13 protein-coding genes are annotated in these 14616 nt (G+C 70.4%); 9 read left to right on the top strand and 4 right to left on the bottom strand.

The window, feature by feature from the left end; translation table 11 throughout:
* The first annotated feature begins 20 nt into the window (after nucleotides 1-20).
* From KGQ19_RS27510 to KGQ19_RS27500, 3 genes are read left to right on the top strand one after another with little or no spacing between them, the layout of a single operon-like run.
* The gene (locus tag KGQ19_RS27510; RefSeq protein WP_212013798.1) at nucleotides 21-827 is read left to right on the top strand and encodes a response regulator transcription factor; all 807 of its coding nucleotides are present in this window, start codon (nucleotides 21-23) and stop codon (nucleotides 825-827) included.
* Entirely contained in the window at nucleotides 824-1771 is a 948-nt protein-coding gene (gene mshD, locus KGQ19_RS27505; RefSeq protein ID WP_212013796.1) for a mycothiol synthase, read from the top strand. Before KGQ19_RS27510 ends, mshD begins: the two co-directional genes overlap by 4 nt.
* A gap of 2 nt (nucleotides 1772-1773) precedes the next feature.
* On the top strand, nucleotides 1774-2154 hold the full coding sequence (locus KGQ19_RS27500; RefSeq protein ID WP_212013794.1) for a hypothetical protein: 381 nt from the start codon (nucleotides 1774-1776) through the stop codon (nucleotides 2152-2154).
* Nucleotides 2155-2203: 49 nt separating this feature from the next.
* Here KGQ19_RS27500 and KGQ19_RS27495 read toward each other — a convergent pair whose 3' ends face one another.
* Complete coding sequence (locus KGQ19_RS27495) at nucleotides 2204-2929, bottom strand: class F sortase (RefSeq protein WP_212013792.1); 726 nt, start codon at nucleotides 2927-2929, stop codon at nucleotides 2204-2206.
* Complete coding sequence (locus KGQ19_RS27490; protein ID WP_212013784.1) at nucleotides 2919-3617, bottom strand: hypothetical protein; 699 nt, start codon at nucleotides 3615-3617, stop codon at nucleotides 2919-2921. The genes KGQ19_RS27495 and KGQ19_RS27490 overlap by 11 nt, the downstream gene beginning before the upstream one ends.
* A gap of 141 nt (nucleotides 3618-3758) precedes the next feature.
* Between KGQ19_RS27490 and KGQ19_RS27485 the strand changes: the two genes are divergently transcribed.
* The 6 genes from KGQ19_RS27485 (at nucleotide 3759) to pstB (ending at nucleotide 12471) form a co-directional block, all read left to right on the top strand.
* A complete protein-coding gene (locus KGQ19_RS27485) occupies nucleotides 3759-5933 on the top strand; it encodes an RNA degradosome polyphosphate kinase (RefSeq protein ID WP_438801882.1) in 2175 nt (724 codons plus the stop codon).
* A 192-nt stretch (nucleotides 5934-6125) separates the two neighbouring features.
* Nucleotides 6126-7070, top strand: coding sequence for a CHAD domain-containing protein (locus KGQ19_RS27480; RefSeq protein ID WP_212013780.1), 945 nt, complete (start codon nucleotides 6126-6128; stop codon nucleotides 7068-7070).
* Nucleotides 7067-7969: an NUDIX hydrolase gene (locus KGQ19_RS27475; protein ID WP_212013778.1), complete on the top strand. Its 903-nt coding sequence runs from the start codon at nucleotides 7067-7069 to the stop codon at nucleotides 7967-7969. The genes KGQ19_RS27480 and KGQ19_RS27475 overlap by 4 nt, the downstream gene beginning before the upstream one ends.
* 254 nt (nucleotides 7970-8223) lie before the next feature.
* The gene (pstS, locus tag KGQ19_RS27470; RefSeq protein WP_307856522.1) at nucleotides 8224-9408 is read left to right on the top strand and encodes a phosphate ABC transporter substrate-binding protein PstS; all 1185 of its coding nucleotides are present in this window, start codon (nucleotides 8224-8226) and stop codon (nucleotides 9406-9408) included.
* A gap of 210 nt (nucleotides 9409-9618) precedes the next feature.
* Nucleotides 9619-11682: a phosphate ABC transporter permease subunit PstC gene (gene pstC / locus KGQ19_RS53480; RefSeq protein ID WP_212013769.1), complete on the top strand. Its 2064-nt coding sequence runs from the start codon at nucleotides 9619-9621 to the stop codon at nucleotides 11680-11682.
* Nucleotides 11683-11694: 12 nt separating this feature from the next.
* Nucleotides 11695-12471, top strand: a complete 777-nt coding sequence (gene pstB, locus KGQ19_RS27460; RefSeq protein WP_212013767.1) for a phosphate ABC transporter ATP-binding protein PstB — start codon at nucleotides 11695-11697, stop codon at nucleotides 12469-12471.
* 193 nt (nucleotides 12472-12664) lie between these two features.
* On the opposite strand, the gene KGQ19_RS27455 is transcribed toward pstB, so the two are convergent.
* Together KGQ19_RS27455 and KGQ19_RS27450 are read right to left on the bottom strand one after the other, a co-directional pair.
* Entirely contained in the window at nucleotides 12665-13465 is an 801-nt protein-coding gene (locus tag KGQ19_RS27455) for a hypothetical protein (protein WP_212013766.1), read from the bottom strand.
* Between the two features lie 146 nt (nucleotides 13466-13611).
* On the bottom strand, nucleotides 13612-14616 hold a 1005-nt coding region (locus KGQ19_RS27450; protein ID WP_230419526.1), incomplete at its 5' end, for an ArsR/SmtB family transcription factor.

Below are 14616 nucleotides of genomic sequence, written 5' to 3'. Positions count from 1 at the left end.
AAATGAGGAGCGATCCGCGGATGTCCAGCTTGCTGTTGTTGACCAACTCACTGACCCCCTCTTCCGAGGTCCTGCCGGCTCTCGGCCTGCTGTTGCACAACGTTCGCGTGGCTCCAGCGGAGGCATCCGCACTGCTCGACACCCCACCGGCCGACGCGATACTCGTGGACGCCCGCCGCGACCTGCCGCAGATGCGCTCGCTGTGCCGGCTGCTGCGCACCACCGGGGTGGACTGCCCGCTGCTGCTGATCACCACCGAGGGCGCGCTGGCGGCGGTGACCGCCGACTGGGGCATCGACGACGTCCTGCTGGACTCGGCGGGCCCGGCCGAGGTCGAGGCCCGGCTGCGGCTGGCGGTCGGCAAGCTCGCGGCCGGGGCAGTCGCCGAGGAGGTGCCGCTGGAGATCAAGAGCGGTGACCTGTCCATCGACGAGGGCACGTACACCGCCCGGGTCCGGAACCGGGTACTGGACCTGACCTTCAAGGAGTTCGAGCTCATCAAGTACCTCGCGCAGCACCCCGGCCGGGTGTTCACGCGGGCACAGCTGCTTCAGGAGGTGTGGGGCTACGACTACTTCGGCGGCACCCGCACCGTGGACGTACACGTCCGGCGGCTGCGGGCCAAGCTCGGCGTGGAGCACGAGGCCTTGATCGGCACCGTGCGCAACGTAGGTTACCGCTTCGTCATGCCGGACAAGCGAAACGGATCCGGCGCCGGGGCGAACACCGGGTCCAGCGCGGGCACCGAGTCCGAGGAGAGCGCGGACGAGGTTCGAGCCTCCGACGCGGTGAAGCCGACCGCGCAGCACCGTACCGTGGTGGCGTGACAGGTATCTCCATCGGCGTCGTCCGCCGACCCAACGAGGCGGACGTCGCCACCATCCGTTCCCTCGCCGAGGCCGCGGAGCGGGCCGATGGGGTGGCACCACTTCCCGAGCAGGTGCTGCTCCATCTCAAGCACTCCGGCGACCTCAAGCACTCCGGCGACGCCGACGCCTGGCACTTCGTGGCCCGGCGGCTGGCGGAGCCGGACAAGGCTTCCGAGCTGATCGGCTACGCCTTCCTCGACAAGTCGAACCCCGAGGAGGGCCCGGCCGCGGAGATCGTCGTCGCGCCCGAGGCCCGGCGCCAGGGCGTCGGCGGCGCGCTGCTCGACGCCCTGCGGATGAAGGTGCGCCGCGACGACAAGCCGGTGCGCGTCTGGGCCCACGGCGCGCTCCCGGCCGCCGCGGCGCTGGCCGCCAAGCGTGGCTTGAAGCCGGTCCGCGAGCTGTGGGTGATGGCCCGGCCGCTGGCCGAGGTCCCGCCGGCGGTGCCGGCCGAGGGCATCCGCATCGCCGCGTTCCGGCCCGGCGTCGACGACGAGGCCTGGGCCGCGGTCAATTCCCGGGCCTTCGCGCACCACCCCGAACAGGGCTCGATGACCGTCGAGGACCTGCGCGAGCGGATGGCCGAGCCCTGGTTCGACCCGGAGGGCTTCTTCCTGGCCTGGCGCGGCGAGAAGCTGGCGGGCTTCCACTGGACCAAGGTGCACGACCACAGCGCCTACGGCGACGGCCCGGTCGGCGAGGTCTACGTCGTCGGCCTGGAGCCGGACGAGCAGGGGCACGGGCTCGGCAGGACCCTGACCCAGGTCGGGCTCCAGTACCTGCACGACCGCGGACTGGGCGAGGTCATCCTCTATGTGGAGGCCGACAACGCCCCGGCGGTGGCGGTCTACACGAAGCTCGGCTTCACTCGACGCAGCGCCGACATCATGTATCAAATGTGAGTATGGATGCTGCCCCGCAGACCCCGCGAGTCCTGGTGATCGGCCTCGATCCCTACCGCGTCCCGGGTCCGTGGGACCCGAAGCCGGCCGCCGACGCGATCGCGGCCGGGGTCGAGCAGTTCGCCGAACACCGCGTCGGCGTCCAGACCTGCCTGTTCGGGCTGGACGGCAGCGATGACATCCCCGCGGTCGTCACCGCGGCCCTGAGCGCGCAGCCCTGGGAGTGCGTCGTGGTCGGCGGCGGGGTGCGCCGGTCCGAGGGGGACCTGTTCGAGCAGGTGGTCAACCTGGTCCGGCGGCACGCCCCGGACGCGGCGATCGCGTTCAACACCCGGCCGGACGACACCTTCGAGGCGGCCGCGCGCTGGATCGACGTGTCCTGATCGACGCGTCCTGAGAGAACGATCCGGCCGGCCCATCCGGGACCACGCCTCAGCCGGTGACCCCGACCAGTTGCGTGTACACCACGAGGTTGTCCGCGTAGTGGCTGCCGTCGAAGGCCCCGCCGCAGGTGATGATCCGCAGCTGCGGCGTCCCGTTGTCGTCGCTGCCGTAGACGCGCTGCGCCGGGAACCGGTTCTTGTCGACCACCTCGACCGACGTCACCCGGAACTGGGCCTTCTTCTTGTCCGCGCGCTCCACGATCACCAGCGCGCCGGGCTGTACGTTGCCCAGCGGGTAGAACACCGCGCGGCCGTAGTCGGTGTCGACGTGCCCGACGATCACCGCCGCGCCGCGCTCCCCCGGCGTCGGGTCGCCGGTGAACCAGCCCGCCTCGGTCGGCACCGTCATCGGCGGCACCGCCACCGCGCCGTCCTTGTCCAGGCCCAGCCGGATCAGCGGGGCGTTGATGCCCACCGAGGGGACCTGCACCCGCAGCGGCACCGAGCGCGCCAGCGGGGCGGCCACCGGACCGGACCAGTTGCCGAACAGCGCGCCCCGGGTCGGCGAGGGCGGCCCGGACAGCGCGGTGACGCCGCTGCCCAGGAGCTTGGCCCCGGCCACCACCACGGCCGCCGCGATGACGATCTTCAGGAGCTTGTGCCGGCCGCGCGGGCGGTCGGCGGTCGGCTGACCGGTCCCCGGCCCCCCGGCCCGCGGGCCCGGATCGGCGGCCTTGCCGTCCGGGCCCGCGGTCGGCGGGGGATCAGTTGGCATGGGTGCCGTCGGCACCGCGGCGGCGCATGGTCCACAACCCGTAGCCGACGCCGCCGGCCACCAGCGCGATGCCGCCGGCGGTCATGCCCACGTCGCCCTTCATCACCGAACCGCCGCCGCCGGCCTTGGGCGGGCTGGTCGGCGAGGGGTTGGTCCCGCCGTAGACGGTGATGCTGGTGACGCCGTTGAGGCCGTCCGAGCCGCTGCCGCAGGTGACGTTGACCGACCACTGGCCGTTCTGGGCGCTCGAGACGATCGTGGCGGTGCCGGCCAGGCCCGCGCCCTTGGGGTTCCGGGTCAGCGAGACCGAGCCGTTGTTGGCGAACACCGAGGAGGTCGCGGTCCCGGAGGTGGGCTGGATACAGGTCGGGACGGTGATCTGCACCTGCTGGCCGGGCTTGGCCGAGCCCGGGTTCAGCTCCACCGCCGGACCGCTGAGCCCGCCGGTGCCGGAGCTGTCGGTGCTGCTCGCCGAGTTGGAGTTCAGCCCGTTCACCGCGTTCTGGACCGCCGAGACGCCGCTGGACACGCTCTGGTATCCGCTCTGCAGGCTCTGATAGCCGTTGGACACCGTGGACGCGCCGTTCTTGACGTTGTCCGCGAGATCGCCGGCACTCGCGTGGTTGTTCATCATCCACAACAGCGCGACCGCGCCGCCGCCCACCACCAGAGTCTTCATCCCGAACATCTCGCCGGGCCTCCTGTCGTTGAGGGTTCGAAGCGGCAAAACGAGGGCAGATGAACGCGAGCGGACCCGGGTACACCTTCCAGATCCATCGATACCGTCGCGGAAGGGGTTTCACCTGTTGAGCAGCGCATTTTCGCCCGGATGGCGCAGGCGGTCACCCGGACGCCGAGAATCCACCCTCCCGATACCCCGCGTTCACGCCCACCTGTCAAGCTCGGAATCATGACCGGCCCGGCTCCCGAGACCCGCTTCCTGGACCGGGAGATCTCCTGGCTTCGCTTCAACGAACGGGTCCTGGAACTCGCCCAGGACTCCGCTCAGGTCCCGCTGCTGGAGCGCGCCCGCTTCCTGGCGATCTTCGCCTCGAACCTCGACGAGTTCTACATGGTCCGGGTCGCCGGCCTGCGCCGGCGGCTGGCCACCGGCGTGGCCACCACCTCCGCTTCCGGCCTGCCGCCGCGCGAGGTGCTGCGCCGGATCCTGTCCGAGACCAGGGAACTGATGGCCCGGCACGCCGGGGTGTTCCAGGAGAAGCTGCGGCCCGAGCTCGCGGCCGTCGGCATAAACATCATCCGCTGGGGCGACCTGGACGCCGAGGAGCGGGAGAAGCTGTTCCAGCAGTTCCGCAACCAGCTGTTCCCGGTGCTGACGCCGCTGGCGGTGGACCCGGCGCATCCGTTCCCCTACATCTCCGGCCTGTCGCTGAACCTGGCGGTCTCGCTGCGCGACCCGGACACCGGGCAGGAGCACTTCGCCCGGGTCAAGGTGCCGCCGCTGCTGCCCCGGTTCGTCCCGGCGGGCCCGGGCCGCTACGTGCCGGTCGAGGACGTCATCGCCGCGCACCTGGCGCTGCTGTTCCCGGGCATGGAGATCCTGGACCACCACGCGTTCCGGGTCACCCGCAACGAAGACCTCGAAGTCGAGGCGGACACCGACGAGAACCTGCTGCAGGCCCTGGAGCGGGAGCTGATGCGGCGCCGCTTCGGGCCGCCGGTGCGCCTGGAGGTCGACGAGAACATCCGGCCGCAGGTGCTGGACCTGCTGGTCCGCGAGCTGGACATCACCGAGGACGAGGTCTTCAAGCTGACCGCGCCGCTGGACCTGACCGGCCTGAACCAGATCGCCGACATCGGCAAGGCCGGGGAGTACAGCGAGCTGCGTTTCCAGTCGTTCGTCACCAAGACCCACCCGGACCTGGCCGACGAGGGCCCCGGCAAACCCGCCGACATCTTCGCCGCGATCCGCCGCCGGGACATCCTGCTGCACCACCCCTACGACTCCTTCGCCACCAGCGTCCAGGCCTTCCTGGAGCAGGCCGCCGAGGACCCGGACGTCCTGGCGATCAAGCAGACCCTGTACCGCACCAGCGGCGACTCGCCGATCATCGACGCGCTCGTCGACGCCGCCGAGGCCGGCAAGCAGGTGCTGGTGCTGGTGGAGATCAAGGCCCGGTTCGACGAGCACGCGAACATCTCCTGGGCCCGCAAGCTGGAGCAGGCCGGCTGCCACGTGGTCTACGGCCTGATCGGGCTCAAGACGCACTGCAAGCTCTCGCTGGTGGTGCGCCGGGAGGGCAACTCGCTGCGCCGCTACTCCCACGTCGGCACCGGCAACTACAACCCCAAGACCGCCCGGCTCTATGAGGACCTGGGCCTGCTGACCTGCGACAACGAGATCGGCGCGGACCTGTCGGACCTGTTCAACCGGCTGTCCGGCTACGCCCACCCGACCAAGTTCGGCCGGCTGCTCACCGCGCCGAACGCGCTGCGGCCCGGGCTGATCGACCTGATCGGACAGCAGCGCGCACTGGCCGAGGCCGGCAAGCCGTCCCGGGTCCGGATCAAGGTGAACTCGATCGTCGACGAGGCCCTGATCGACGCGCTCTACGAGGCCTCGCAGGCCGGCGTCCCGATCGAGGTCTGGGTGCGCGGCATCTGCGCGCTGCGCCCGGGGGTCGAGGGGCTCAGCGAGAACATCAGGGTCCGCAGCGTCCTGGGCCGGTTCCTGGAACACTCCCGGGCCTTCGTCTTCGGACTGGACGAGACGGCCCAGGTGTGGATCGGCAGCTCGGACCTGATGCACCGGAACCTGGACCGCCGGGTGGAGACCCTGGTCCGGCTGGTCGAACCGGTGCAGCGGCGGGCCATCTCGGCGCTGTTCGACCTGGCGATGGACCCCAAGACCGCGGCCTGGGACCTGGCCGGCGACGGCACTTGGACCCGGACCGAGTACGCCGAGGACGGCAGCCCGCTGGCCGACCTGCAGAACACGCTCATCACCGAGCGCGCCGACTGGTGGAGCCGGCGGGCCGGGTGAGCGCTGTGGGGGCGAGATCACGAGGGGCGGACGGGCCGGCGCTGCCGGACCGTTCGCCATGTGGGGTGGAGAAGAACAGCGCCGATCGGAAAAACCATGCCGATCAGAAGAACAGTGCCGCCATCCGGGCAACGGCGGAACCGAACCGTCAGGCAGAGGCCTGACGCACGTCGTGGGGGCAGTGGCGGACACATGGATGCAGCGACTCAGCGCGCGATGGCCGGATTCGGGGCGGCGACGCCCGACGGACCGGCGGGACTGGCGGTGCGGGGGTACCTCGCCGAGCAGTCACGCGCCTTCCTGACGCACAGCGCGCTGCCGGTGCAGCAGTCGGCGGCGGTGCGGCTGCGCACCGCGTGCCTGCGGGTGGGCACGGCGCTGGCCGCCTGCCGAGAACTGGTCGACGCGGTCTGGGCCCAGGAGTTGGGCCGGGAACTGGAGACCACCGCGGTGGTGCTCGGCGCCGAACGGGACACCGACGCCGTGCGGCCGCGGCTGCTGGCCCCGCTGGATCTGTGGATCGAGCAGGGCCGCTACCCCGACGGCGGCGCGGCCCGCACCCGCACCCTGCTGACCCGGATGCTGGACCGGGAACGCTCGGCCGCGCACAGCCACGCGACCGCGGCGCTGGTCGGCCCGGCCTTCCACGCGCTGGCCGACCGGATGGCCACCCTGGCCCGGGACGTGCCGCTGACCCCGGCCGCCGAACGGCCGGCCCGGGCGGTGCTCCCGGAGTTGGCCCAGAGCGCCTACGAGGAGTTCGCGCGCCGGATCGAGGACCTGCCGGAGCCGCTGGCCGCCGAGGACGCCGACGGCGACGCCGCCTGGCTGGCCGCCGAGGACGCCGCGCTGGCCGCGCTGCACATCGCCGAGCTGTGCCGCCCGGCCGCCGCCCTGATCGCCGGCGAGACTCCGGCCGACCTGCTGGCCCGGCTGACGGCGCTGGTCGAGGCGCTGGCCGGGCAGCGGGACGCGGTGCTGGCCGCGGCCTGCGTCCATCGGGCGGCCGACACGCCGCGCATCGCCGCCACGACCGGTTATGTACTGGGAAGACTGCACGAAGAACAACGCCTGGCCGTGCTCCGCGCCCGGAGTACCGCGCCGTTGCCAGTACGAGAGAGGTCCGGGCACGCATGAACGCCGACGCCGAGCAGGCCGCGCCGATCCGGGTCCGGGCTGCCGGCTGCGTCCTGTGGCGCCCCGGCCGCGCCGGACCGGAGGTGGCGCTGATCCACCGGCCCCGCTACGACGACTGGTCGTTCCCGAAGGGCAAGCTCGACGCCGGCGAGAACTACGTGCGGGCCGCGCTGCGCGAGGTGCGGGAGGAGACCGGCTATCCGGTGGTCCTGGGCCGGCGGCTGCCGACCCAGGTCTACGACGTGTCCTTCGGCGGCCCGGCCCGCATGAAGCGGGTGAAGTACTGGGCCGCGCAGGCCGCCGTGGACGCCGAGTTCCAGCCGAACTCCGAGGTGGACCGGCTGGACTGGCTGCCGGTGCCGCGGGCCATGGCCCGACTGACCCGGCAGACCGACCGCGACCTGCTGCAGGCGTTCGCCGCGGCGCCGGTCGACACCGTTCCGGTGATCCTGTTACGGCACGCCGAATCGGTGCCGCGCAAGCGCTGGGACGGCGCCGAGCCGGACCGGCCGCTGACCGAGGACGGCCGGGACGAGGCCGAGGCGCTGATCCCGGTACTGAGCGCGTACGGGGACGCGGCGCTGACGGCCTCGCCGTACGCGCGGTGCGTCGCGACGCTGCGACCGACCGCCCGCGCCGCCGGGGCCGAGCTGGCCCTGGAACCGGTGCTCGGCGAGGGCGCCGATCCGGACGCCGGGCGCGCCTGGCTGCGCCAAACGCTGAAGGCCGGGCACACGACCGTGGCCTGCACCCACCGCCCGGTGCTGCCCGGGCTGCTGGCCGAGAGCCCGCTCGGACAGGCGGTGCACTCCGGCCGCCGGGCGCTGGCGCCGGCCGAGGCGTGGGTGCTGCACGGAAGGGACGGAAGTGTCGTGGCGGTCGACAGACTGCGGACGTGAACCCTTTTCGTCAACGTCCGAACACGGTGGGCACCGGATCGGCGGCGGCCGGTCAACCCCCCGTCCGGGCGACCGGCCGCGCAACCGTCGCGTCGGCACTTTTACCCGCTCTGATCAGGGCTTCCCGCGCGCGACGGCCCGAGACCGTTCACCCGGCGTTCACCTTCACCCGTCCATCGATTCACCTGGCCTCCCTAGCTTCGTCGTGACAGCGCATGCAAAAAGACTTCCGATGATTCGAAGGGACTTCCCCGGTGAAGATCCACGCTGGTGTTAATGGGCGCAGTGCCGCGGTCGGCGCCGGAGTTCTGGCTCTCGCCATGGCCGGTCTGACGGCTTGTGGTTCCGATAACAACTCCTCGTCGTCGAGCTCGGGCGGCTCCTCGTCCACCTCCTCGGCGGCCGGTGGCAGCACCGGCTCTTCGTCGTCCTCCGGGTCGTCCAGCGCCAACATCGCCTGCGCCAACGGCACGCTCACCGCGCAGGGGTCGACCGCCCAGCAGGCCGCGTTGAACAAGTTCGTCAAGGACTACCAGACCAAGTGCGGCAACAGCACGAACGTCAGCTACAACGGCACCGGCTCCGGCCCGGGCGTGACCGCGTTCACCAACAAGCAGGCCGACTTCGCCGGCTCGGACTTCCCGCTGGCCGCCTCCCAGCAGCCCGCGGCCGACCAGCGCTGCGGCAGCGGCTCCAAGGCGCTGTCGGTGGGCACCATCCCCGGCGTCATCGCGGTGATGTACAACATCCCGAACGTGAGCAAGCTGAACCTGTCGGCCTCCACCCTGGCCAAGATCTTCAACAGCAAGATCACCAAGTGGAACGACGCGGCGATCGCCCAGGAGAACCCGGGTGTGAACCTGCCGGACCTGACCATCCAGACCTTCCACCGGTCGGACGGCTCGGGCACCTCGTACAACTTCTCGAACTACCTGAACAAGACCGCCGCGAGCGACTTCCCGGCGGCGGCGAACAAGCAGTGGCCGGGCAGCGGCGGCCAGGGCCAGCAGGGCTCCAAGGGCGTGGCCCAGGCCGTGCAGTCGACCTCCGGCGGCATCGGCTACGCCGAGGTCTCCTACGCCACCTCGAACCACCTGAACACCGCCAACATCGGCAACGCGGCCGGCAAGTTCGTCCCGCTGACCATCCCGAACGCGGCGAACTTCCTGAACAAGGCCAAGGTGGACACGACCGGCGGCAACTACCTGTTCAACTTCGACTACACCTACTCCGCCGACGACGCCTACCCGGCGGTCCTGGTGACCTACGAGATCGTCTGCTCCACGGGCAACGAGAGCTCCAAGCTGCCCGAGCTCAAGGGCTTCCTCGGCTACCTGGCCAGCGACGGCGCCCAGTCGCAGCTGCCGAACCTGGGTTACGTCTCGCTGTCCTCGGACCAGGAGTCCGCGGTCGCCGCGATCTACAGCGGCCTGAGCTAAGCGGCCACAACGGAAACCGAGCCAGGAAATGCGACACGTCGGAGCCCCCGGTACTGACCGGCCGGCTCCGGCGTGTCGGCGCCGGAACGCCGCCAGTCGGCCGTCCCGGCTTGTCCGTTTTGGTCTAACGGAATCGAAACCCGCAGTGAACGCATACCTTCCGGGCCCAGCTCTATCCGTTGGGCGCCCGAGCGACGAGGCAGGACCCGAATGAGCGGCATAGCGCCGACCGCCACCCGGCCCGCACCGCGCGGCGGCGGGGGCTCCGCCCAATCCTTGACCTCCGGCCCCCGCCGGGGGGATCTGGTCTTCTCCGGCGTGGTCCGCGCCGCCGCGATCTTCCTGCTGCTGCTGATGGCGACGATCGCCGGCTTCCTGGTGTTCCGGGCCACGACCGCGCTGAACGCCAACCACGCGAACGTGGCCACCTACACCGGGCAGTGGGCCCCGGACGACACCCCGGCCAAGTTCGGCATCGGCTCGCTGGCCTGGGGCACCCTGGTCACCTCGGTGATCGCGATCGTGATCGCCGCCCCGGTGGCCATCGGCGTGGCCCTGTTCATCAGCCAGTACGCCCCCCGCCGGCTGGCCCAGGTCCTGGGCTACATCATCGACCTGCTGGCCGCGGTGCCCTCGATCATCTACGGCCTGTGGGGCATCCTGTTCCTGGTGCCGCACATGCAGGGCGCGTCCCAGGTGGTCGGCGACGTCCTGGGCTGGATCCCGATCTTCAACACCAACGGGCCGCTGGGCCGCTCGGTGTTCACCGCCGGCGTGATCCTGTCCATCATGATCCTGCCGATCATCGCCGCGATCTCCCGCGAGATCTTCCTGCAGACCCCGCGTGAACAGGTCGAGGCCGCCTACGCCCTCGGCGCCACCCGCTGGGAGATGATCAAGCTCGCGGTGCTGCCCTACGGCCGCCGGGGCGTGGGCTCGGCGATCGTGCTCGGCTTCGGCCGCGCGCTCGGTGAGACCGTCGCGGTCGCGATGGTGCTGTCCACCACCTACAACTTCGTCACCAAGTGGCTGCAGTCCGGCGGCAACACGATCGCGGCGAACATCGCGCTGCAGTTCGGCTCGGCGTTCAAGATCGGCCAGGGCGCGCTGATCGCCTCCGGCCTGGTGCTGTTCGTGGTGACCTTCCTGGTGAACCTGCTGGCGCGGCGCATCACCGGCCGCGCGGACATCCCCAAGGACGAGCGCTGGAGCCTGCTCTCGGTGTTCCGCCCCGGTCGGCGGACAGCGGCGCACATGGAGTCCTCCTACGACGCCAACGCCGCCGACGTGCCGGACCGCGAGGGGACGCTGCAGGCCCGGGACCAGGCCCCGGAGGTGGCCGCGGACGACACGGCCGGCCGGGCCCGTCCGCACCGCGCCGCGCACGGCGCGGTGGGCGACACCATGCTGGTCTCGCCCTCGCTGCCGCGCCGGATCCGCAGCACCTTCGCCGGCGGGATGACGGTCGGCACCTTCGTGCTCGCGCTGCTGCCGCTGATCTCGATCCTGTGGCTGGTGGTCAACAACGGCCGGCACGCCATGAGCCCGTCGTTCCTGACCCACTCGCTGCGCAACATCGACGACTCCCAGTTCGGCGGCGGCGTCTACCACGCCATCATCGGCACCCTGGAGCAGTCCGGCCTGGCCACCCTGATCGCGGTGCCGATCGGCATCCTGGTCGCGGTGTACCTGGTCGAGTACGGCCGCGGGGCGCTGGCCACGGCGGTCACGTTCTTCGTGGACGTGATGATGGGCCTGCCCTCGATCGTCGCCGGCCTGTTCATCCTGTCGATGTGGATCCTGGGTCTGGGCCAGCACGCCAACGGCTTCGCCGGGGCGCTGGCGCTGACCATCCTGATGCTGCCGGTGGTGATCCGCTCCAGCGAGGAGATGCTGAAGCTGGTGCCGGACTCGCTGCGCGAGGCGTCCTACGCCCTGGGCGTGCCGAAGTGGAAGACGATCACGAAGATCGTGATCCCGACCGCGCTGCCGGGCATCGTCACCGGCGTGATGCTGGGCGTGGCCCGCGTGATGGGCGAGACGGCCCCGATCCTGCTGGTGGTCGGGTACATCCAGAACATCAACGTGAACCCCTTCAGCGGCGACGAGGGGCAGGCCACACTGCCGACGGTGATCTACAACACGTACACCTCACCGGAGCACGCCTCCAACGATCGCACGTGGGCCGCGGCCTTCCTGCTGATCGTCATCATCATGGTGCTGAACATCATCGCCAGGCTGATCGCCTGGTGGAAGAAGCCCGGCCGGGCCTAGGAGATAACGAAAATGGCGAAGCGCATTGACGTCGCGGGCCTGTCCGCCTACTACGGCCCGACCCGCGCCATCGAGGACATCTCGATGACCATCGAGCCGCGCACCGTGACGGCCTTCATCGGCCCGTCCGGCTGCGGCAAGTCCACCTTCCTGCGCACCCTGAACCGGATGCACGAGGTGATCCCGGGCGCGCGGGTCGAGGGCAAGGTCACCCTGGACGACGTGGACCTGTACGGCTCCGGGGTGGACCCGGTGGCCGTGCGCCGGCACGTGGGCATGGTGTTCCAGCGCCCGAACCCGTTCCCGACGATGAGCATCTACGAGAACGTGGCGGCCGGGCTCCGGCTGTCGGGGGTGAAGAAGCGCGGCGAACTGGACGACATCGTCGAGCAGTCGCTGAAGGGCGCCAACCTCTGGAAGGAAGTCGAGAACCGGCTCAAGAAGCCCGGAGCGGGCCTGTCCGGCGGTCAGCAGCAGCGGCTGTGCATCGCCCGGGCCATCGCGGTGAGCCCGGACGTGCTGCTCATGGACGAGCCCTGCTCGGCCCTGGACCCGATCTCCACCACCGCGATCGAGGATCTGATCAGCCAGCTGAAGTCGGAGTACACGATCGTCATCGTGACCCACAACATGCAGCAGGCGGCGCGGGTCTCGGACCGCACGGCGTTCTTCAACATCAGCGGCACCGGTACCCCGGGCCGGCTGATCGAGATCGACGAGACCTCCCGCATCTTCGCCAACCCGACGGAGAAGGCCACGGAGGACTACATCACCGGCCGGTTCGGGTGACCGCGGCCGACTAGAGCGGCGGCTTCCAGCCGCCTTATGGAGGCTCCCAGCACTCGAGGGATGTGCTGGGGGCCTCCGGCTTTCCCGGGGGAAGTGACAAGCCACGCCTCGCACTCGCCGGCTGCGAGTGCGAGGCGTGGCCTCAATGCTGTTCAGGGTTTGCCGAGCCTTCGCGGCTCACCGGCCGACTCGGTTACCCCTGCTCCCCCGACGAACGCATCGAGGGCCGGGCTCCGCGTCGTGACGGGCCCCGGCCCGGCGCGTGCGGCGCCGAATGCGTCACCGAGTGCGTGTGCCCGGACGACGGGCCCGAGGGCGGACCGGACGCCGAGCCCGGCCCCGTCGGTACCGGGCCGGTTCCCGTCGGCACAGGACCGGCACCCGTGCCCGTCAGCACGGTCCCGTCGGCGGCCCGGGCCGCCGCCAGGTCCCGGTTCGCCGCGGCGAAGATGTCCTTCGTCAGGGCGAACGAGGCCTCGGCCTCCGGCGATCCCTCGTCCGGGTACCAGATCGAGCGCGACGAGTGGAGATAGTCGCCCATGTATATGTGGAACGCGCCGGTGAACGTCCGCCGATTGGGATTGGCTATCCGGTGGATCGCGTCGTGCGCCATCAGGACCGCCTCCCCCTCGTTGATGTCGACCGTCGCGGTCCGCTGTAACCGCCCACCCTTGCGGGAGCGCGTCTGGTGGTAGAAGTCGTTGACCTCCAGCCCGGCGTACACGCCGGTCATGACCGGCGTGTTGTGGTTGTGCGCGGGGTACGACATCCCCGGCGCCCACACCATGTTCTCGATGACCAACTCCGGGCCCGGGTACAGAACCTGCAGGTGCGCATCGCGCGGATCGCCGAAACACTCCCGCACCGGCGCGCACCCGCGCCCGAGTGTCCGGTCCAGCACTTCCTTCACCGCATCGGCCCCCTCGGCCTCCCAGGCCTGCAGGCACTCGCGGACGAACTCGTCGATGTCGAACTTTCGGCGTGATCGCGGCATCGCCATGACTCCGTTCAGCTAAAGGCTGACAGCGCTCCGTTCTCTCCCCGCCAAATACTGAAGCACCTGACGCCACCGGCGCGCCAGGGGCGCGTCAAACCTTTCTGCGAATTACTCCGATCTCCGGTCCATTGTTGGACACCCTGTCAAACCGCTGCCGCCAGCAGCGAGTCGGCGACAGAGGTGCGCGCATATAGGACAGAGCGACCCGCGCGATGTGCGGAAACCATGCCCGCGCCACGCAATGCGGTCAGGTGCTCGGACACTCCGCCGGCCGACATTCCGGTGCGCGCGGCGAGTTCGGTGGTGGACGCCGGAGCCTCAAGTTCGGCCAGCAACAAGGCCCGCGAACGTCCGATGACGGCGGCCACCGCGTCCGACGGCTCCGGGGCACTGCGGGCGAACAGCGTGCCCACCCCGCGCGCGCCATAGCAGAGCTGTGGCACGTCCCCGGTCGCCGCCCTGGTGAGAATCTTGTTCCAGGCGAAGGCCGACGGCACCAGGATCAGGCCCGGGGCATTGTCGTCCCGGCACAGCACCCGCTGCCGATGCAGCATCCTGAGAGTCCCGCTGTTCCAGCTCACGTCCGGATGCAGCTCGTTGAACAGCCGGGCCGCGCCGTGCTCGGCGACCTGCCGGGCCCGGTAGTAGATGTCCGCCTCAAGCAGGCCTCTAATACGGGACCAATACGGTGCGAGCGCTATCTGGAAGTAGTGCTCGATCTCCTTGGCGAGCTCGGCCAACGCCTGATCCCGATGACCGCGCAGCCGCTCGGCGAATGGCGGGATAACGCCGTTCGGGACCTTTTCCGCATACAGATCGAGATCCGCAAAGAGGTGGTCGTCCGTCGTCGCCTGAATGGCCGCGAGCTCATCCTCCAGAGTCGGTACCGACGTCGCCGGAGCGGGAGTAAGAAAGTCGGGAACATAAGCAGGCGCTTGGAATAGCGCGGAAAGGTGTCCGGTGAGTAATCCGGCGGCGGCCAGCCGGGGCCGCACCTGGTCGAACCACGGACCGTGTACCGGATACAGTCCGGGCCTGCTCAGGACCCGGAAACTGGTGAGCACCTCCCACATCGGGGAGCCGGCGAAGCGCACCTGCGCCAGCTCCTCCGCGGTGAACGACAACGACGCCGACACAGCGTTCCCCTC

Origin of the sequence: Catenulispora pinistramenti (assembly GCF_018274385.1) — a bacterium.
GTDB lineage: Bacteria > Actinomycetota > Actinomycetes > Streptomycetales > Catenulisporaceae > Catenulispora > Catenulispora pinistramenti.
The sequence above is the reverse complement of the archived record's forward strand: the minus strand, read 5'-3'. Positions and strand labels throughout refer to the sequence as shown.

Coding starts and splice junctions, on each gene's coding strand:
- KGQ19_RS27510 (WP_212013798.1), top strand. CDS start 21: ATGTCCAGCTTGCTGTTGTTGACCAACTCACTGACCCCCTCTTCCGAG.
- KGQ19_RS27500 (WP_212013794.1), top strand. CDS start 1,774: ATGGATGCTGCCCCGCAGACCCCGCGAGTCCTGGTGATCGGCCTCGAT.
- KGQ19_RS27495 (WP_212013792.1), bottom strand. CDS start 2,929: ATGCCAACTGATCCCCCGCCGACCGCGGGCCCGGACGGCAAGGCCGCC.
- KGQ19_RS27490 (WP_212013784.1), bottom strand. CDS start 3,617: ATGTTCGGGATGAAGACTCTGGTGGTGGGCGGCGGCGCGGTCGCGCTG.
- KGQ19_RS27485 (WP_438801882.1), top strand. CDS start 3,759: ATGGCGCAGGCGGTCACCCGGACGCCGAGAATCCACCCTCCCGATACC.
- KGQ19_RS27480 (WP_212013780.1), top strand. CDS start 6,126: ATGGATGCAGCGACTCAGCGCGCGATGGCCGGATTCGGGGCGGCGACG.
- KGQ19_RS27475 (WP_212013778.1), top strand. CDS start 7,067: ATGAACGCCGACGCCGAGCAGGCCGCGCCGATCCGGGTCCGGGCTGCC.
- pstC (WP_212013769.1), top strand. CDS start 9,619: ATGAGCGGCATAGCGCCGACCGCCACCCGGCCCGCACCGCGCGGCGGC.
- pstB (WP_212013767.1), top strand. CDS start 11,695: ATGGCGAAGCGCATTGACGTCGCGGGCCTGTCCGCCTACTACGGCCCG.
- KGQ19_RS27455 (WP_212013766.1), bottom strand. CDS start 13,465: ATGCCGCGATCACGCCGAAAGTTCGACATCGACGAGTTCGTCCGCGAG.